Source organism: Pseudomonas sp. LLC-1, assembly GCF_002992185.1.
In the GTDB taxonomy this organism is placed as follows: Bacteria; Pseudomonadota; Gammaproteobacteria; order Pseudomonadales; family Pseudomonadaceae; genus Aquipseudomonas; species Aquipseudomonas monteilii.
On the sequence record NZ_LUVY01000016.1, the window covers coordinates 40,137 to 59,836 of the forward strand.

The 19,700-nt window shown below is 60.7% G+C and carries 15 protein-coding genes and 1 tRNA gene; 12 read left to right on the forward strand and 4 right to left on the reverse strand.

Annotated features, from left to right (window positions below):
* Positions 1 to 178: 178 nt before the first annotated feature.
* From A0O30_RS17190 to A0O30_RS17205, 4 genes are all read left to right on the forward strand, one after another.
* Positions 179 to 2,101: a PrkA family serine protein kinase gene (locus A0O30_RS17190; protein ID WP_003255563.1), complete on the forward strand. Its 1,923-nt coding sequence runs from the start codon at positions 179 to 181 to the stop codon at positions 2,099 to 2,101.
* A gap of 130 nt (positions 2,102 to 2,231) precedes the next feature.
* Complete coding sequence (locus A0O30_RS17195) at positions 2,232 to 3,506, forward strand: YeaH/YhbH family protein (RefSeq protein ID WP_025754030.1); 1,275 nt, start codon at positions 2,232 to 2,234, stop codon at positions 3,504 to 3,506.
* On the forward strand, positions 3,503 to 5,071 hold the full coding sequence (locus tag A0O30_RS17200; protein WP_105947287.1) for a SpoVR family protein: 1,569 nt from the start codon (positions 3,503 to 3,505) through the stop codon (positions 5,069 to 5,071). Before A0O30_RS17195 ends, A0O30_RS17200 begins: the two co-directional genes overlap by 4 nt.
* Before the next feature lie 55 nt (positions 5,072 to 5,126).
* Positions 5,127 to 6,233: a multifunctional CCA addition/repair protein gene (locus A0O30_RS17205; RefSeq protein ID WP_105947288.1), complete on the forward strand. Its 1,107-nt coding sequence runs from the start codon at positions 5,127 to 5,129 to the stop codon at positions 6,231 to 6,233.
* Between the two features lie 115 nt (positions 6,234 to 6,348).
* Here the strand turns inward: A0O30_RS17205 and folK are convergent, their stop codons facing one another.
* Together folK and folB are read right to left on the reverse strand one after the other, a co-directional pair.
* Positions 6,349 to 6,858 (reverse strand): 2-amino-4-hydroxy-6-hydroxymethyldihydropteridine diphosphokinase, encoded by a 510-nt coding sequence (folK, locus tag A0O30_RS17210; protein ID WP_060499071.1) that lies wholly within the window; start codon positions 6,856 to 6,858, stop codon positions 6,349 to 6,351.
* Entirely contained in the window at positions 6,849 to 7,205 is a 357-nt protein-coding gene (folB, locus tag A0O30_RS17215; protein ID WP_016715761.1) for a dihydroneopterin aldolase, read from the reverse strand. The genes folK and folB overlap by 10 nt, the downstream gene beginning before the upstream one ends.
* Positions 7,206 to 7,279: 74 nt before the next feature.
* On the opposite strand from folB, the gene plsY reads away from it, so the two are divergent.
* Positions 7,280 to 7,849: a glycerol-3-phosphate 1-O-acyltransferase PlsY gene (gene plsY / locus A0O30_RS17220; protein ID WP_105947289.1), complete on the forward strand. Its 570-nt coding sequence runs from the start codon at positions 7,280 to 7,282 to the stop codon at positions 7,847 to 7,849.
* 3 nt (positions 7,850 to 7,852) lie between these two features.
* Here the strand turns inward: plsY and tsaD are convergent, their stop codons facing one another.
* A complete protein-coding gene (gene tsaD / locus A0O30_RS17225) occupies positions 7,853 to 8,878 on the reverse strand; it encodes a tRNA (adenosine(37)-N6)-threonylcarbamoyltransferase complex transferase subunit TsaD (RefSeq protein ID WP_016715759.1) in 1,026 nt (341 codons plus the stop codon).
* A gap of 204 nt (positions 8,879 to 9,082) precedes the next feature.
* On the opposite strand from tsaD, the gene rpsU reads away from it, so the two are divergent.
* The 5 genes from rpsU to A0O30_RS17250 all read left to right on the forward strand — a co-directional run bounded on the left by rpsU (position 9,083) and on the right by A0O30_RS17250 (position 17,463).
* Positions 9,083 to 9,298 (forward strand): 30S ribosomal protein S21, encoded by a 216-nt coding sequence (gene rpsU / locus A0O30_RS17230; protein ID WP_003255575.1) that lies wholly within the window; start codon positions 9,083 to 9,085, stop codon positions 9,296 to 9,298.
* Positions 9,299 to 9,599: 301 nt separating this feature from the next.
* Positions 9,600 to 11,582 carry a DNA primase gene (gene dnaG / locus A0O30_RS17235; RefSeq protein WP_105947290.1) on the forward strand — a complete coding sequence of 661 codons (1,983 nt, stop codon included), beginning with the start codon at positions 9,600 to 9,602 and terminating at the stop codon, positions 11,580 to 11,582.
* A 67-nt stretch (positions 11,583 to 11,649) separates the two neighbouring features.
* Positions 11,650 to 13,500, forward strand: a complete 1,851-nt coding sequence (rpoD, locus tag A0O30_RS17240) for an RNA polymerase sigma factor RpoD (protein WP_060499073.1) — start codon at positions 11,650 to 11,652, stop codon at positions 13,498 to 13,500.
* Positions 13,501 to 13,626: 126 nt separating this feature from the next.
* Positions 13,627 to 17,370, forward strand: a complete 3,744-nt coding sequence (locus A0O30_RS17245) for a bifunctional diguanylate cyclase/phosphodiesterase (protein WP_105947291.1) — start codon at positions 13,627 to 13,629, stop codon at positions 17,368 to 17,370.
* 16 nt (positions 17,371 to 17,386) lie between these two features.
* Positions 17,387 to 17,463: transfer RNA gene (locus A0O30_RS17250), tRNA-Ile, on the forward strand.
* Between the two features lie 48 nt (positions 17,464 to 17,511).
* Here A0O30_RS17250 and A0O30_RS17255 read toward each other — a convergent pair.
* Positions 17,512 to 18,183, reverse strand: coding sequence for a hypothetical protein (locus tag A0O30_RS17255; RefSeq protein ID WP_105947292.1), 672 nt, complete (start codon positions 18,181 to 18,183; stop codon positions 17,512 to 17,514).
* Between the two features lie 176 nt (positions 18,184 to 18,359).
* Between A0O30_RS17255 and A0O30_RS17260 the strand changes: the two genes are divergently transcribed.
* Positions 18,360 to 19,055 (forward strand): F-box domain-containing protein, encoded by a 696-nt coding sequence (locus tag A0O30_RS17260; protein WP_256589697.1) that lies wholly within the window; start codon positions 18,360 to 18,362, stop codon positions 19,053 to 19,055.
* On the forward strand, positions 19,052 to 19,678 hold the full coding sequence (locus tag A0O30_RS17265; RefSeq protein WP_177410289.1) for a hypothetical protein: 627 nt from the start codon (positions 19,052 to 19,054) through the stop codon (positions 19,676 to 19,678). The genes A0O30_RS17260 and A0O30_RS17265 overlap by 4 nt, the downstream gene beginning before the upstream one ends.
* The last annotated feature ends 22 nt before the right edge of the window (positions 19,679 to 19,700 follow it).

A 19,700-nucleotide genomic window follows, 5' to 3' on the forward strand; every position in this document is an offset into this window, starting at 1 on the left:
CCAACTACGCTTAAGCTCAGGCCATCCAAAAAAGGGGAGAGCCGGTACACCGGCGTGCGGGTCATCGGTAGCGTTACAGGGTGTTCTGGGGGGTATACAGCAATCGGCGAACCCGGTTGCATGCCAGCATCAGCTGACTGATCCGGCGTCGTCTCCACGTATCGAGCGAGGTGACGTCATGAGTATTTTTAGCCACTTCCAACAACGTTTCGAGTCTACGCGCCAGGAAGAACTCTCGCTGCAGGAGTACCTCGAGCTGTGCAAAGAGGATCGCAGTGCCTACGCATCGGCGGCCGAACGGCTGTTGCTGGCCATCGGTGAGCCAGAGCTGATCGACACCTCTACCAACTCCAGGCTGTCGCGCATCTTTTCCAACAAGGTAATTCGCCGCTATCCGGCCTTTGCCGACTTCCATGGCATGGAAGAGTGCATCGACCAGATCGTTTCGTACTTCCGCCACGCCGCCCAAGGCCTGGAAGAGAAGAAACAGATCCTCTATCTGCTGGGCCCGGTGGGCGGCGGCAAGTCGTCGCTGGCCGAAAAACTCAAGCAGCTGATGGAAAAGGTGCCGTTCTACGCGATCAAGGGTTCGCCGGTGTTCGAATCACCCTTGGGTTTGTTCAACGCCACCGAAGATGGGGCCATTCTCGAGGAAGAGTTCGGCATCCCACGGCGCTACCTGAACACCATCATGTCGCCATGGGCCACCAAGCGCCTGCAGGAGTTTGGCGGCGATATCTCCAAGTTCAAGGTAGTGAAACTCTACCCGTCGATTCTCAACCAGATCGCCATTGCCAAGACCGAGCCCGGCGACGAGAACAACCAGGACATCTCGGCCCTGGTCGGCAAGGTCGATATCCGCAAGCTTGAAGAATACCCACAGAACGACGCCGATGCTTACAGCTACTCGGGCGCGCTGTGCCGGGCCAACCAGGGCCTGATGGAATTCGTCGAAATGTTCAAGGCGCCGATCAAGGTCCTGCACCCCTTGCTCACTGCCACCCAGGAAGGCAACTACAACAGTACCGAAGGCCTTGGGGCGATTCCCTATACCGGTATCCTGCTGGCGCACTCCAACGAATCGGAGTGGCACACCTTCCGCAACAACAAGAACAACGAAGCGTTCATCGACCGGATCTACATCGTGAAGGTGCCGTACTGCCTGCGCGTCAGCGATGAGATCAAGATCTACGACAAGCTGCTGGTCAACAGCTCGCTGTCCAAGGCCCATTGCGCGCCGGATACGCTCAAGATGCTGGCTCAGTTCACGGTGCTTTCCCGCCTCAAAGAGCCAGAAAACTCCAATATCTACTCGAAGATGCGCGTTTACGACGGGGAAAACCTCAAGGATACCGATCCGAAGGCCAAGTCGATCCAGGAATACCGTGACTCCGCTGGCGTTGATGAAGGCATGAACGGCCTTTCGACCCGCTTCGCCTTCAAGATCCTGTCCAAGGTGTTCAACTTCGACCCACACGAGATTGCCGCCAACCCGGTGCACTTGCTGTACGTGCTGGAACAGCAGATCGAACAGGAACAGTTCCCTGCGGAAGTGCGCGAACGCTACCTGCGCTACCTGAAGGAATACCTGGCACCACGCTACATCGAGTTCATCGGCAAGGAAATCCAGACGGCCTACCTGGAGTCCTACAGCGAATACGGCCAGAACATCTTCGACCGCTATGTGCTGTACGCCGACTTCTGGATTCAGGACCAGGAATACCGCGACCCGGAAACCGGCGAAATCCTCAACCGTATCGCCCTCAACGAGGAGCTGGAAAAGATCGAGAAACCGGCCGGCATCAGCAACCCGAAAGACTTCCGCAACGAGATCGTCAACTTCGTACTGCGCGCACGCGCCAACAACAACGGCAAGAATCCAAGCTGGCTGAGCTATGAAAAGCTGCGGGTGGTGATCGAGAAGAAAATGTTCTCCAACACCGAAGACCTGCTGCCCGTCATCAGCTTCAACGCCAAGGCCAGCAAAGAGGACCAGAAGAAACACAACGACTTCGTCACCCGGATGGTGGAGCGTGGATACACCGACAAACAGGTGCGCCTGCTGTCGGAATGGTACCTGCGGGTCAGGAAATCGCAATAAAGCGACAAGCTATACACCGCGCGCCCAAGGCTGCCATGCCGGCCTTGGGCGGCGGCAGCTGCTTTGCTGCCATGACGTGCAGCAGCTCGTAGCTTGAAGCGTGCAGCTGTTCCCAGCTACCGGAGGGACCATGAGCTACGTTATCGACCGACGCCTGAACGGCAAGAACAAGAGCACGGTCAACCGCCAGCGCTTTTTGCGGCGGTACCGCGAACACATCAAGAAGGCCGTCGAAGAGGCGGTGAGCCGCCGTTCCATCATGGACATGGAACATGGCGAGCAGATCAGCATTCCCGGTCGCGACATCGACGAACCGGTGCTGCACCATGGTCGCGGGGGCAAACAGACCATCGTGCATCCTGGCAACAAGGAATTCACAGCAGGCGAACACATCCCAAGGCCGCAAGGCGGCGGGGGTGGCGGCGGTGGCCGTGGCAAGGCCGGTAATTCCGGCGAAGGCATGGATGAATTCGTCTTCCAGATCACTCAGGAAGAGTTTCTCGAATTCATGTTCGAAGACCTCGAACTGCCCAACCTGGTCAAGCGTCACCTGACAGGCGCCGACACCTTCAAGACCGTGCGCGCCGGTATCGCCAATGAAGGTAACCCGTCGCGCATCAATATCGTGCGTACCCTGCGCTCGGCCCATGCCAGGCGTATCGCCCTGACCGGAAGCAGCCGTGCACTGCTGCGCGAAGCACAAAAGGAACTCGCCCGCCTGCGGGTCGAAGAACCGGACAATTTCACCGATATCCAGGAAGTCGAACAGGAAATCGAACGCTTGAAGGCACGCATCAACCGCCTGCCCTTCCTCGACACCTTCGACCTCAAGTACAACCTGCTGGTCAAGCAGCCCAACCCTAGCTCGAAGGCGGTGATGTTCTGCCTGATGGACGTGTCCGGCTCGATGACCCAGGCCACCAAGGACATCGCCAAGCGCTTCTTCATCCTGTTGTACCTGTTCCTCAAGCGTAACTACGACCGCATCGAAGTGGTGTTCATCCGCCACCACACCAGCGCCCGGGAAGTCGACGAGGAGGAGTTCTTCTACTCACGGGAAACGGGCGGCACCATCGTTTCCAGTGCACTCAAGCTGATGCAGGAAATCATGGCCGAACGCTACCCGGCCAGCGACTGGAACATCTATGCCGCGCAGGCCTCCGACGGCGATAACTGGAACGACGACTCGCCCATCTGCCGCGAGATCCTCTCCAAGCAGATCATGCCGCATGTGCAGTACTACACTTACGTCGAGATCACCCCCCGTGAGCACCAGGCGCTGTGGTATGAATACGAACGCATCGGTGAAGCCTACCCCGACACGTTCGCTCAGCAGCAGCTGGTATCGGCCGGCGACATCTACCCGGTCTTCCGTGAACTCTTCCAGCGCAGGTTAGCCACATGACCGCCAGAGCACAGAGACGCCAACCCATTTCCACCGGGTCCGAGTGGACGTTCGAGCTGATCCAGACCTACGATCGGGAAATCAGCCGCCTGGCCGAGCGTTACGCCCTGGACACCTACCCCAACCAGATCGAGGTGATCACGGCCGAGCAGATGATGGACGCCTACGCCTCGGTCGGCATGCCGCTGGGCTATCACCACTGGTCCTACGGCAAGCAGTTCCTCAGCACGGAAAAGTCGTACAGCCGTGGCCAGATGGGCCTGGCCTACGAAATCGTGATCAACTCCGACCCGTGTATCGCTTACCTGATGGAAGAAAACACCATGTGCATGCAGGCACTGGTGATCGCCCATGCCTGCTACGGCCATAACAGTTTCTTCAAGGGCAACTACCTGTTCCGCACCTGGACCGACGCCAGTTCGATCATCGACTACCTGGTGTTCGCCAAGCAGTACATCGCCCAGTGCGAAGAGCGTCATGGCATTGATGCAGTTGAAGACCTGATCGACTCCTGCCATGCCCTGATGAACTATGGCGTGGACCGCTACAAGCGGCCCTACCCTATTTCCGCCGAGGAAGAGCGGCGCCGGCAACAGGAGCGCGAGGAGCACCTGCAGCGCCAGATCAATGACCTGTGGCGCACCATTCCGAAAAGCGCCGAAAAGGGTAACGACCGCTATGACGGGCGCTTCCCCGCCGAACCTCAGGAAAACATCCTGTATTTCATCGAGAAAAACGCCCCGCTGCTGGAGCCCTGGCAACGTGAAGTGGTGCGCATCGTGCGCAAGATCGCCCAGTACTTCTACCCGCAGCGCCAGACCCAGGTGATGAACGAAGGCTGGGCGACGTTCTGGCACTACACCCTGATGAACGACCTGTACGACGAGGGGTTGATTACCGAAGGCTTCATGATGGAGTTCTTGCAGTCGCACACCAGCGTGGTGTTCCAGCCCGGCTTCGACAGCCCGTACTACAGCGGCATCAACCCGTATGCACTGGGCTTTGCCATGTACACCGACATCCGCCGCATGTGCGAGAACCCGACCGAGGAAGATCGCCGCTGGTTCCCCGACATTGCCGGCAGCGATTGGCTTTCTACCATCAAGTTCGCCATGAGCAGTTTCAAGGACGAAAGCTTCATCCTGCAGTACCTGTCGCCTAAAGTGATGCGCGACCTCAAGCTGTTCAGCATCCTCGATGACGACCAGCGCGACGACCTGCTGGTGCCCGCGATTCACGATGAAGCCGGGTATCGGGTGATTCGTGAGCAACTGGCAGCACAGTACAACCTGGGCAACCGTGAACCGAACGTGCAGATCTGGAGCGTCGACCGCCGTGGCGACCGCTCGCTGACCCTGCGCCACCAGCAGCACAACCGCAAACCGCTGGGCGACTCGACCGATGAAGTGCTCAAGCACCTGCACCGCCTGTGGGGTTTCGATATCCACCTGGAAACCGTGCAAGGTGAGCAGGTGATGAAGACCCATCACATGCCGCCGCGTGGCGAGCACGGCGAAAGCGCGGACTACGGGCGCATGGACCTGGCGGTCATCCACCACCTCTAGTGCAACGCCATAACTGCCGACAGGTTATCCTGTCGGCAGTTATGGAGAGCTGCACATGCACATCTACAAAGTCGGCGGCGCCGTGCGCGACCGCCTGCTCGGCCGCCCGGTCAGCGATATCGACTGGCTGGTGGTGGGCGCCACCGTCGAAGAAATGCTCGCCAACGGCTATCGGCCGGTCGGCGCCGATTTCCCGGTGTTCCTGCACCCGAAAACCGGCGAGGAATACGCGCTGGCGCGCACCGAGCGCAAGAGTGGGCGCGGCTATGGCGGTTTCACCTTTCACGCCAGCCCTGACGTGACCCTGGAAGAAGACCTGATCCGCCGCGACCTCACCATCAATGCGATGGCCGAGGATGAGGCGGGCACGGTATACGACCCCTACCATGGCAAAGCCGATCTCGATCAGCGCCTGTTACGCCACGTTTCCCCGGCATTCGCAGAAGATCCTTTACGCGTGCTGCGCGTTGCGCGGTTTGCTGCCCGCTATGCACCACTGGGTTTCCGGGTTGCCGAAGAGACCCTGGAGCTGATGCGCCAGATCAGTGCTTCGGGGGAGCTGCAAGCACTGACAGCCGAGCGTAGCTGGAAGGAAATCGAGCGGGCATTGATGGAAGCGCAGCCGCAGGTGTTCTTCCAGGTACTGCGTGCTTGCGATGCACTACTAGCAATGCTGCCTGAGCTTGCAGACAACTCCCGGGCATTGGCAGCCCTGGAGCAAGCGGCGGCGCACGAGCAGCCCTTGCACGTACGCTGGGCGTGCCTGCTGAGCGGCTTGGCACCGGCCTCGATCAAAGCCGTCAACCAGCGCCTCAAGGCGCCTCGGGAATGCCAGGAGCTGGCGCTGCTGACGGGAGAGTGCCTGACGCAGGGCAATCAAGCGCTGGCGCTGTCTGCCGCGGCATTGCTGGAGCTGTTGCAGAAGTTCGATGTGTATCGGCGGCCGCAGCGGTTCGAGGATTTTATTGCGGCGTGCGAGATGGTGGCGCTGGGTGATGGCGAGGCGAGTTATCCACAGGCGGAATATCTGCGTGGCGCAGCGGCGGCGGTACGGGCGGTGGATGTGAAGCCCCTGGTGCAGGCCGGGCTGACGGGCCAGGCACTGGGCGAGGCGCTCAAGGCTGAGCGGCTGAAGGCTGTAGAGGCTTACAAACCCAGCTGACCAGCGCGCCACCTGTGGGAGCGGGCGTGCCCGCGAAGAACCCGACTCGGTGTATGGCACCGGCTCCGCCGGTGTTCGCGGGCAAGCCCGCTCCCACAATGACCGCGAAAACCAGTCAGGCCGGTGTCAGCTGTAACCCACGCCACTCAAAAGCGACCGGCGCCAACACCTGATCGATCTGCGCCTCTTGCCACAACTGCGCCATGGTCTTGCCCGCCCCCGGATGCACCAGCTCAGGCGCCAGCAACGACAACGGCCACAGCACAAACGCATTCTTCAGAATCTCGGCCCTGGGCAGCACCAGCCCATCAAACGTACCGTGCAATTCGTCATACATCAGCACGTCGATATCCAGCGGCAACCCTTTGCGGTCCGGCGCATAGCGGCCATTGTCGGCCTCGATGAACTTCAGCCGGCGGTCCAGTTCAATCAGCGGCAGCTCGGTTTGCCCGGTCACCACGAAGTTGATGAACGGCCCGCTCTTGATCCCCACCGCCTGGCTTTCGAACGCCGGCGAGCAGCGCATGTCGGTCAGGATGCCGGCCAGCGCATCAAGCCCGGCGCACAAATGCGCCTCGCGGTCGATGTTGCTACCCAGGCCAAGGTAAACCGTGCTCAGAGACATCCGCGCTCGATCTCCACGCCAACACCACCACGGGCCGCCGGCACCGCTCCCGGCTTGGTCAGCTTCAACCGCACCCACGGGATCTGGAACTCTTCCATCAAGGTGGCCACCAGGCGCTCGGCAAAGGTTTCCACCAACTCGAAGCGCGCCTGCTCGGCAAACGCCTGGACGCGCGCCGACACGCTGGCATAGTCCAGCGCCAGGCTCAGGTCGTCACCCGCCGCCGCCGGGCGGTTGTCCCAGGCGAAGCTCAGGTCCAGGCGCAAGCACTGGCGAATATCCCGCTCCCAGTCATAGGCACCGATGACGGTATCGACTTCCAGGCCTTCGATGAACACTCTGTCCAAGCACTTCTCTCCACAGCACGACAAGGGCGACTGGCGCCGTTAGAATCAGGGCGTCCTCGCCCGGAATAGTTAGCATGTTTTGGTTACTGGCGTTGCTCGCCTACCTGCTCGGCTCGCTGTCCTTCGCCATTGTCCTCAGCCGCCTTTCGGGCAGCCCGGACCCGCGTTCCAGCGGCTCAGGCAATGCCGGCGCCACCAACATGCTACGCCTGGCAGGCCGTAAACTGGCGATCCTGACCCTGCTTGGCGACCTGTGCAAGGGCCTTTTGCCGGTATTGCTTGCCCGCTTTGCCGGGCTGGACCTGCACGCGCAAGCCTGGGTAGGCGTGTGCGCAGTGCTGGGCCACCTGTTCCCGCTGTATTTCTGCTTCCGCGGCGGCAAAGGCGTAGCCACCGCCGCAGGCATGCTCATGGGCCTGTACTTCCCGGCCGCGCTGCTGGCCATTGGCGCCTGGCTACTGACGTTCTACCTTACCCGTACCAGCTCGCTGGCGGCGCTGATTGCCACGCCACTGACCTTGCCATTGCTGGCCTGGCGCGAGCCGGAAGCCCTGCTACCGATCAGCGTGCTGACGGTGATGATCGTGTGGCGCCACCGCAGCAACCTGCGCGACCTGTTTGCCGGGCGCGAACGGCACTTCTAAAACCTACAGCGGCGGCAACTGTTCCATCGGCCAGCGTGCCTGCACGCTGATGGCCAGGTCCTGCTGCTGCCCGGCCAACAGGCGCTGGCAGCCGGCGTAAGCGATCATCGCGCCATTGTCGGTACAAAACTGCGGCCGCGCGTAGTACACGTTGCCCTTGATGCTGCCGAGCATGTCCTCGAGGGACGCCCGCAACGCCTTGTTGGCACTCACGCCACCGGCGATGACCAGGCGCTTGAGGCCGGCCTGCTTGAGCGCCCGCTTGCACTTGATGGTCAAAGTCTCCACCACCGCCTGCTGGAATGCGAGAGACACGTCGCAACGGGTTTGCTCACCGTCGTCGCCAGCATCCTTGCATTGCTGCCAGGTGTTGAGGGCGAAGGTTTTCAAGCCGCTGAAGCTGAACTCCAGGCCCGGGCGGTCGGTCATCGGCCGTGGGAAAACGAAACGCCCAGGCACACCCTTTTCAGCAAGGCGCGCGATTTCCGGGCCACCGGGGTAGTTGAGGCCGATCAGCTTGGCGGTCTTGTCGAACGCTTCACCGGCAGCGTCATCCAAGCTCTCGCCCAGCAGTTCGTACTGGCCGATGCCATCGACCCGAACCAACTGGGTATGCCCGCCGGAAACCAACAAAGCGACGAACGGAAACTCCGGTGGGTTTTCTTCCAGCATGGGCGCCAGCAAGTGGCCTTCCATGTGGTGTACGCCAATTGCCGGAATGTCCCAGGCAAAGGCCAGTGCCTGGGCGCAGGAGGCGCCCACCAGCAATGCACCGACCAGGCCAGGGCCTGCGGTGTAGGCGATGGCGTCGATCTCGGTGGCGACGCAGCCGGCTTCGTCCAGCACCTGGCGGATGAGCGGCAGCATGCGCTTGACGTGGTCACGCGAGGCAAGCTCGGGCACCACACCGCCAAACACGCGGTGCAGGTCGATCTGGCTGAACAGTGCGTCGGCCAACAAACCGCGTTCACTGTCGTATAATGCGACACCAGTTTCGTCGCAGGATGTTTCCAATCCCAGTACTAGCATGGGTTCGTCCCTTGTGGGGGCTGAATTCGAAGCCGCGCATGATAGTCCCCGTGTCGGGTGCCGACCAGCGGTTTTCGATCAGAGGCTTTGCATTCCGGCTTGCTAAGGGTTAACATCCGCAACCCTTGAAAACCGACGTTCTCCAGCACACCTTTGTTTTGCCAGGAGCACGTCTACCCCGGTAATGAATTAAGGTAGCCCTGGATGCCAGCCGTCAAAGTTAAAGAGAACGAACCCTTCGACGTAGCTCTGCGTCGTTTCAAGCGCTCCTGCGAAAAAGCCGGTGTACTGGCTGAAGTTCGTAGCCGCGAGTTTTACGAGAAGCCGACCGCAGAGCGTAAGCGCAAAGCAGCTGCCGCTGTTAAGCGTCACGCCAAGAAAGTTCAGCGCGAACAGCGCCGCGCCGTTCGTCTGTACTAATACAGGCGTTCAACGCAAAGCTTCTGCCCTGCCCGGCTAACCGCCGGGCGATGGCAGTGGTCGCTTCAAACTTGAGCAGCTAGCTCAAGGCCCTGCACAAGCGTCATGCGAACTGCACATGGGCAACCTGCCTGAAACGTCAGAGCTGGTCCTCCTTGTTGTATGACCAGACGTGCACGTCCGACTGACGGGCCCTCAAGGGCCGGCGACGAGCACACTCCCTCGCACTTCCCCAAGCAACACTCGCCCCATTCGGCGCGTGAGCGATTAGACTTGCCAGTTGCCAGATGACGAGACTGCCATGGCCGGGCTGATTCCCCAGAGCTTCATTGACGACCTGATCAACCGCCTCGACATCGTCGACGTGGTGAGTTCGCGCGTCCAGCTGAAAAAAACCGGCAAGAACTACTCCGCCTGCTGCCCGTTCCACAAGGAGAAAACCCCCTCCTTCACGGTCAGCCCCGACAAGCAGTTCTACTACTGCTTCGGCTGCGGCGCCGGCGGCAACGCCCTGGGCTTCGTCATGGACCACGACAACCTGGACTTCCCCCAGGCCGTCGAGGAACTGGCCCGCGCCGCCGGCATGGAAGTGCCCCGCGAACAAGGCCGCCGCGACCACAAGCCGCGCCAGCCCACCGACTCGCCACTGTACCCGCTACTGGATGCCGCCTCGGAGTTCTACCGCCAGGCCCTGCGCAGCCACCCGACCCGCAAGGCGGCGGTGGATTACCTCAAAGGCCGCGGCCTGTCCGGGGAAATTGCCCGCGACTTCGGCCTGGGCTTTGCCCCGCCAGGCTGGGACAACCTGCTCAAGCACCTGGGTGCCGACACCCTGCAGCAGAAAGTGATGATCGATGCCGGCCTACTGATCGAGAACGCCGAAAGCGGCAAGCGTTACGACCGCTTCCGCGACCGGGTGATGTTCCCGATCCGCGACAGCCGTGGGCGCATCATCGCCTTCGGCGGCCGGGTGCTCGGCGACGACAAACCCAAGTACCTGAACTCCCCGGAAACCCCGGTGTTCCACAAGGGCCAGGAACTGTACGGGCTGTACGAGGCGCGCAAGCACAACCGCAACCTCGACGAAATCATCGTCGTCGAGGGCTACATGGACGTCATCGCCCTGGCCCAGCAAGGCTTGCGCAATGCCGTGGCCACCCTGGGCACCGCCACCAGCGAGGAGCACCTCAAGCGGCTGTTCCGTGTGGTGCCCAGCGTGCTGTTCTGCTTCGACGGCGACCAGGCCGGGCGCAAGGCCGCCTGGCGTGCGCTGGAATCGACCCTGTCGAACCTGCAGGACGGCCGCCGCGCGCGCTTCCTGTTCCTGCCCGAAGGCGAAGACCCGGATAGCCTGGTGCGCGCTGAAGGCACCGATGCCTTCATGGCCCGCATCAACCAGCATGCCCAGCCACTGGCCGACTACTTCTTCGAGCAGCTGAGTGTCGAAGCCGACCCTCGCTCACTGGAAGGCAAGGCGCACATGGCGACCCTGGCCGCACCGTTGATCGAAAAGATCCCAGGCGCCAACCTGCGCCAGTTGATGCGCAACCGCCTGAAGGAAATCACCGGCCTCGATCCGCAGCAGGTCGAGCAACTGGCGCAACACGCACCCGCGGCCAACAGTGTGCCGGATTACGACCCTGGCTACGACTACGACGCCATGGCCAGCTACACCCCCGACTTCGGCGACATGCCGCAGCACGACTACGCCCCTGCTCATCAGGAACAGGAGTGGAAGCCGAACAAGGGCGGCGGCAAGAAGCAATGGAGCGACAAGCCCTGGGACAAGAACCGCAAAGGTGGCAAGCCCTGGCAGCAACGCGACGAAGCGCCACCACGCGTACCGGCCCCGGTCGAACCCCCAACCCTGGCGGCCTTGCGCACCCTGCTGCACCACCCGCTGCTGGCCGGCAAGGTGGAAGACGCCAGCCATTTTGCCGACGAAGAACATCTGTACAGCCAGCTGCTGGTGGCGCTGATCGAAGCCGCGCAGAAAAATCCTGGGCTAAGCTCAATGCAGTTGATCGCACGTTGGCACGGCACCGAACAGGGCCGCCTGCTGCGGGCGCTGGCAGAAAAGGAATGGCTGATCGTGGCCGACAACCTTGAACAACAGTTTTTCGACACTATAACTAGCTTGTCCGCCCGCCAACGCGAGCGCAGCCTGGAACAACTGCTCAGGAAATCACGTCAAAGCGAATTGACCAGCGAGGAAAAAACCCAGCTCCTCGCCCTGCTGAGCCGGAATGTTCCCGCACAAACGCCGACCTCATCTGGCGCGTGAGGCCCATGCTCGGGTATAATCCTCGGCTTGTTTTTTGCCCGCCAAGACCTTCAGTGGATAGGGTGTTATGTCCGGAAAAGCGCAACAGCAGTCTCGTATCAAAGAGTTGATCACCCGCGGTCGTGAGCAGGGCTACCTGACTTACGCGGAGGTCAACGACCACCTGCCTGAGGATATTTCAGATCCGGAACAGGTGGAAGACATCATCCGCATGATCAACGACATGGGGATCAACGTATTCGAGAGTGCTCCGGATGCGGATGCCCTTCTGTTGGCGGAAGCCGACACTGACGAAGCCGCGGCCGAAGAAGCCGCTGCTGCGTTGGCGGCAGTTGAAACCGATATCGGCCGCACGACCGACCCGGTGCGCATGTACATGCGCGAAATGGGTACCGTCGAGCTGCTGACCCGCGAAGGCGAAATCGAAATCGCCAAGCGTATCGAGGAAGGCATCCGTGAAGTCATGGGCGCCATCGCCCACTTCCCGGGCACTGTCGACTACATTCTCGGCGAATATGACCGCGTCACCACCGAGGGTGGCCGTCTGTCGGACGTTCTCAGCGGTTACATCGACCCTGACGACAACATCGCTGCGCCGACCGAAGAAGTGCCGATCCCTGGCACCAAGGCCGCCGCTGCGAAAGAAGAGTCCGACGACGACGAAGAAGAGTCCGAAGGCGGTGACGACGAGGAAGAGGCCGAAAGCGGCCCGGACCCGGTTGTCGCAGCCCAGCGCTTCGGTGCGGTATCCGAGCAGCTTCAGGCGACCACCAAGGTCCTGAAGAAAAACGGTCGTACCCACAAGGAAAGCGTCGAGGCCCTGCAGGCCCTGGCCGACCTGTTCATGCCGATCAAGCTGGTACCGAAGCAGTTCGAGGTACTGGTCGAGCGTGTACGTGATGCCCTGAACCGCCTGCGCCAGCAAGAACGCGCCATCATGCAGCTGTGCGTGCGTGACGCCCGCATGCCGCGTGCCGACTTCCTGCGCATGTTCCCAAGCAACGAAACCGACCAGACCTGGAGCGGTGACCTGGCCAAGCGCAACACCAAATGGGCTGCTGCCCTGGGTGAAAAGGACGCCGCCATCGTTGCCTGCCAGCAGAAGCTGATCGACCTTGAGACCGAAACCGGCCTGACCGTTGCCGAGATCAAGGAAATCAACCGTCGCATGTCGATCGGTGAAGCCAAGGCCCGCCGCGCCAAGAAAGAAATGGTCGAGGCGAACCTGCGTCTGGTGATCTCCATCGCCAAGAAGTACACCAACCGTGGCCTGCAGTTCCTCGACCTGATCCAGGAAGGCAACATCGGCTTGATGAAAGCGGTGGACAAGTTCGAATACCGTCGCGGTTACAAGTTCTCGACCTACGCCACCTGGTGGATTCGTCAGGCGATCACCCGTTCGATCGCCGACCAGGCACGCACCATCCGTATTCCGGTGCACATGATCGAAACGATCAACAAGCTCAACCGTATTTCCCGCCAGATGCTGCAGGAAATGGGCCGTGAACCGACCCCGGAAGAGCTGGGCGAGCGCATGGAAATGCCTGAGGACAAGATCCGCAAGGTATTGAAGATCGCCAAAGAGCCGATCTCCATGGAAACCCCGATCGGTGACGACGAAGATTCGCACCTGGGCGACTTCATCGAGGACTCGACCATGCAGTCCCCGATCGACGTAGCCACGGTCGAAAGCCTCAAGGAAGCCACCCGCGACGTGCTCTCGGGCCTTACCGCACGCGAAGCCAAGGTGCTGCGCATGCGTTTCGGTATCGACATGAACACCGACCACACCCTCGAAGAAGTGGGCAAGCAGTTTGACGTAACGCGTGAGCGGATCCGTCAGATCGAAGCGAAGGCGTTGCGCAAACTGCGCCACCCGACTCGCAGCGAGCACCTGCGCTCCTTCCTCGACGAGTGATGACAAACCCCGGCCCAGGCCGGGGTTTTTCTTTAGTGGCCCGTAACATAAAGCCCGGCTTCCACTGCACATCTGCAGCAATGCCCGTCTACACTCGACTTCAGACCACCTGAATGCGAGGCTGCCATGTCCTTGAAGCCGGCCATTCTGTTGCTGCTCCTGATGCTGTGGAACACAACGGCCGGCGCCCTGACCCTGACAGACGAGGAAAAAGCCTGGCTGGCTGCCCACCCGCAGCTAAGCCTGGGTGTCGACGCCTCTTGGCCACCGTTCGAGTTTCGCGACCAGGAGGGCCGGTACCAGGGATTGGCCGCCGATTACATCGCCATGATCCAGCAACGTCTGGGTGTGACGCTAAAACCGGTCGAACCCAGTAGCTGGACCGAAGTATTGGCGCAGGCGCGCGAAAGCCGCATCGACCTGCTGCCCGGTATCATGTCTACCCCTGAACGCCAGGGCTACCTGGCTTTCACCCGCCCATACCTCGACTTTCCCATTGTCATCCTTGCCCACAAAGGCGGCGCACAGCCGCGCAAACTGGAAGACCTGTACGGCCTGAAAATCGCTGTGGTCGAGAACTACGCCCCGCACGAGTTGCTGCGCACCCACCACCCGGACCTCAACCTGGTCGCACTGCCCAATGTAAGCTCCACGCTGCAGGCCTTGGCCACCGATCAGGTAGATGCCGTCGTCGGCGACCTCGCTTCCAGCATCTGGAGCCTGCGCCAGCTCAAGCTCGACGGCCTCTACGTCAGCGGCGAAACGCCCTATCGCTACCAACTGGCGATGGCGGTCCCCCGCAGCAACCACGTACTGGTCGGTATTCTCGACAAAGTGATGGCCGACATGAGCAGCAGCGAAGTCAGCCAGATACAGCAGCGCTGGGTAGGCAATGTGGTCGACCAGCGGATGTTCTGGTCCGACCTGCTGGTGTATGGCCTGCCAACGGTGCTGTTGCTGATGGCCGTACTGGCCGTGGTGATCCGCATCAACCGCCGCCTCAGTTCGGAAATTTCACGGCGCATTGCCTTGGAACAGGAGCTGCGCAGCAGCGAATACCACTACCGAGGGTTGATAGAAAGCCTGTCGGCCATCGCCTGGGAAGCCGATGCCAACGACTTCACCTACAGCTACGTTTCGCCGCATGCCGAAGATCTGCTCGGCTATCCCTTGAGTGACTGGCTCAAGCCTGGTTTCTGGCGCAGCATTCTGCACCCGGAAGACGCCCTCTGGGCCCAGGCCTACTGCGACAGCGAAACTGCAGCCGGGCGCGACCACAGCCTGGATTACCGGGTAATCCGAGCCGACGGCCAGCCCCTCTGGGTACGCAACATTGTCAGCATGATCGAGCACGGCCACCAACCGGTGATGCGCGGGCTGATGATCGACATCAGCGAAACCAAGCGCACCGAGGACGCCCTGCGCCTGTCCGAGCAGAAGTTCGCCTCGGTGTTCCAGCAGTGCCCTGATATTTTGCTGATCGCCCGTCACAGTGATGGCTGCCTGTTGGAGGTGAACGAAGCGTTCGAAGAACAGATCGGCCTGACCCCAGGCCAGGTGATTGGCCGTACCGCCACCGACCTCAACCTGTGGGGTGTCGAAGGCAGCGGCCCGCGGGTGCTCGAACGCCTGCACCAGGGCGGTATCCGCAACCTGGAAATGAGCTTCCGCCGCAGCAACGGCCAACTGTTCACCGGCCTGACCTCGGCCGAAACCTTCGAGCTCGACGGCACCCCGGCGCTGGTGGTGGCAGTACGCGATATCAGCCAGCTCAAGGAAACCCAGGAACAGCTGCAAACCTCGGAAGAGAAGTTCGCCAAAGCCTTCCACGCCTCGCCCGACGGCCTGTTACTGTCGCGCCAGAGCGACGGTTTGCTGCTGGAGGTGAACGAGGGTTTCTGCCGCCTTACCGGCTATGACCTCAACCCGACCATCGACCAGACCTCGCTGGACCTGGGTATCTGGGTCGACCTCAACGAGCGCAAGCGCCTCGTCGACCAGCTCAACCGCGACGGCTTCGTGCGCGACTTCACCTGCCACATCCGCCGCAGTGACGGGCAAATCCGCCTCTGCGAGCTGTCCGCCAGGCCCCTACCGATTGCCGGCGTCGACTGCATGCTGACCATTGCCCGCGACATCACCGAACGCCATCTGATGCAGGAAAAGCTGCAACTGGCGGCCACCGTGTTCGAAAACACCGCCGAAGGCGTGCTGATTACCGACATCGACCAACGCATCAGTGCCGTCAACCGCGCCTTCAGCGAAATCACCGGCTATAGCGAAATCGAAGCCCTTGGCCAAACCCCGCGCCTGCTCGCTTCCGGCCAGCACGACAGCGCCTTTTATGCCGCCATGTGGCACCAGCTTACCGATGAAGGCCACTGGCAAGGCGAGATCTATAACAAGCGCAAGAACGGCGAGCTGTACCCCGGCTGGCTGACCATCAGTGCAGTACGCAACAATGAGCGCGAGATCACCCATTTCGTGGCCGTGTTTGCCGATATTTCCAGCCTCAAGCACGCCCAGGCCAAGCTCGACTACCAGGCCCACCACGACCCGCTGACCGGCCTGCCCAACCGCGCCCTGTTCGAGAACCGCCTGCAGGCCGTGCTTACCTGCGCGCAAGTATCGAACCGCCAGGGCGCGGTGCTGTTCCTCGACCTCGACCGCTTCAAGCACATCAACGACAGCCTCGGTCACCCGGTCGGCGACCTGCTGCTCAAAGGCATCGCCCAACGCCTGAAGGAGCAGGTGCGTGACGTCGACACCGTGGCCCGCCTGGGCGGCGACGAGTTCATCATCCTGCTACCGGGCCTGCACAAGCCCAGTGACGCCAGCACCATCGCCAACAAACTGCTGGCCTGCTTCGTCGCGCCGTTCCAGGCCGGTGAGCACGAGTTCTTTACCAGCGCCAGTATCGGCATCAGCCTGTACCCACAGGACGGCACTGATGTCGCGACATTGATCCGCAACGCCGACGCGGCCATGTACCGCTCCAAGGCCAAAGGCCGCAACCGCGTCGAAGCCTACACCCGCGACCTCACCGCTCAGGCCAGCGAGCGCATCGCCCTTGAGCACGAGCTGCGCCGCGCCGTCGAACGCAACGAAATGAGCCTGTGCTTCCAGCCCAAGCTCAGCCTCAAGACCCAAAGCCTGGTAGGCGCCGAGGCGCTGATCCGCTGGAGCCACCCCACCTTTGGTGAAGTACCGCCGGAGCACTTCATCCACCTAGCGGAAGAGAACGGCACCATTCTCCAGCTCGGCGACTGGGTGCTGGAGCAAGCCTGCCGGCAGATGCAGGCCTGGAAGCAACACTACGAACCGTTCGGCCCGTTGTCGATCAACCTCGCCGGCGCCCAGCTACGCCACCCACACCTGGCCCGACGCATCGAGCAACTGCTCAAGCAGCACCAGCTCAAGGCCGGCGACTTGCAGTTGGAAATCACCGAAAACTTCATCATGAGCCAGGCAGAAGAGGCCTTGGCCGTGCTGTACCAGCTGAAAAAACTGGGCGTGCAGTTGGCCATCGACGACTTTGGCACCGGCTACTCATCGCTGAGCTATCTCAAGCGCCTGCCGCTGGACATCCTCAAGATCGACAAGTCGTTCATCCGTGGCCTGCCCGACGACCCACACGACGCTGCCATAGCCCGTGCGATCATCGCCCTGGGCCGCAGCATGCAACTGACGATCATTGCCGAGGGTGTTGAAAACCAGGCCCAGCAACGTTTTCTGGCAGCCGAAGGGTGCGAGCAGATCCAGGGCTACATCGTCAGCCTGCCGCTGCCACCCGAGGAATTTGCAGCCGCGTTTCTTCGCATAGCACTATCGGATCTTTCAGATGGCACAGGTGCGAAACCCTCGTTATAATCCGGCCACTTACTGAGGGCCTATAGCTCAGTCGGTTAGAGCAGAGGACTCATAATCCTTTGGTCCACGGTTCGAGTCCGTGTGGGCCCACCAGATACGACAAAGCCGCGCTAATGCGCGGCTTTTTCATTCAAGGTTTGCTCAGCCCTGGCAAATGATCAGCGCTTCCTCAATTCGGCAGCTTCTCGGCTCTCCAGAGAAGCCCCAGAACAGCGAAGGAAGCGGGCCACTAGCTACGGAACTGCCGTCCTCGTTGAACACCTCAATAACCGCGTTCCACAGGCTGGTGCGCGGTGTATCGCTGCCAGGATCCAGGCATAACAAGTGGGTTATCTGAAAGTTGCCGCCCTCTTCATAACCTTGATAACCGACCACCATCATCCAATGCCCGCTACCACCAGGCCAACGCACGCCAATGATGGGTGCACATTGGCAGTCGACAGCATCCTGTACCTGCTGGACGATGTCCTTCTTGCTTCCAGCTACGTACTCCGCGCCAACACCGACACCGCTGAAGCATTCGACCAGCCGGAGCATGTCCTTGTGATCAGTACCCTCTGAAACCAATGCACCCAGATTGCGGATCTCTGTACGGAACCGGCCCTCACGGCTGTTGCCATGCCATAGGTACATGTTCTGTACTTCCTCGTAGCACATGACGCCAAGGGTGACCAAGGCCATTACCACACTGTACGGACCGCACGCACCATCAAGGCCACCTTGGCGCAGGTGTACCAACTGACCGTTTCGCGCATAAGTAAGTGGGCCGTCCGGAGACACCATCAACCATGGGCTGACTGTCATTTTGTTCATTGGGCAAATCCTTGCATGGCTTGAGGGGGAGCAGCTTGGGGAAGGGGTCGAATGATATCAATAGGGCATCATCGCATCCATAAACCCAACACCGCCTTGGTGGTGCCTAAGTGCCATCACTTGCTATAAAGTACCTGCCAACACCTCCACTACCTATGCAATTGCAGGAAGTCTTCATGCTGAATGCCATCTTGGCCGGCAAGAAACGCGGCACGGGGCTGCAAGGACAGGCGTTCGACGCGCAGGGCGCAGAAGATGTGCTGACGGCCACGATCTTCGAGCGCTTGGCATACCTGCCAAACGAGCAATTCTGTGCCGTGATGTCAGAACTGCTAGGTGAAAACTTTGGGCCGCTGCAAGAGGTTGAGTACTGGCCCAGTTGGCACCTGCCCTGCGGCACCCGCGTCGAGCCGGACCTCGTGCTCTACGATGGCCGTCGTACTGTGGTAGTGGAGGCCAAGCGCTTCGACAATGTCCGCCAACAGAACGCAACCCAGTTATCCGCCGAGCTACTTGCTGGATGGCATGACGGCCAGCTGGAGGAAGGCTGCATTCTGCTTGCCCTGGGCGGCTTGGAGCTCCAGCCCCACAAAGCCCAGCCACACTTGCAAGCTGCCCTGCAGCAAGCATTGGCCAGCAATGCAGGAAAACCTTACAAACTGGTTTGCCAGAGTTGGACAGGGCTCTTTCAGATCCTGCAAACCCATATCCAACCCGCTGGTTCGACCAGTTGTCAGCGCTTGCTCGATGACATCTCCGCCTGTTACGCCTGGCATGGTCTGCGCACCCACGAGCAACGTTGGTTGAAAGATCTTCACTCAGCCGCCATCACTACCCAGCCTGAAGCTTTCGCAGCATGGAATATCAAATGACAGGGAATCTGGAAAACGCACTGCTGGACGTACGTCGCGCCTATCGGCTGATCGCTGACTACCAGCAACGAATGTTCGAACTGTTGGGCTACATACGAGATCGGTTGGGCGCAGTGGACTACCATCACGAGTATGTCTATCCACAACCCAGAAGCTTGGCGGGCTTGGAAAAGCGCGAAGACAGTGGCCTGCGTTACCTGCCTTTCTACGATCTTTCCGCCATCTGGCTCAGATACCCGCACGGCCAGGAGGCGCACTGGGACAACCAAGTAGCAGGCGACCTCATGTTCGGCGCCTGGATCCGCAGCGACACCGGCTTCGATAAGCAAGCAGGGACATTCGTTTGTGACCCTGCAGAGCAAACGCGCAGCGAACTGGTGCTTTCTGTGGTGATTTGTGACAAACCCAGCGAGGGCAACTGGTACCACAAATACTGGCTTGGGATCGACTACCCCGAGGACGGCGAAGTCAACTCAACAGACGTGCCTGGCTATCGCTGCTTCAGCAAGCCTATCCCGTTGGCCCAGCTGACAGACAAGGCAGCCGTCGAGGCCGCCTTGGGCGCCTGGTGCGCAGATGCCAGCGACAAACTCGATACCACCATCAGCCTTCATGCGATTTGATGCAGGCTTTCTCTGTGAGGAC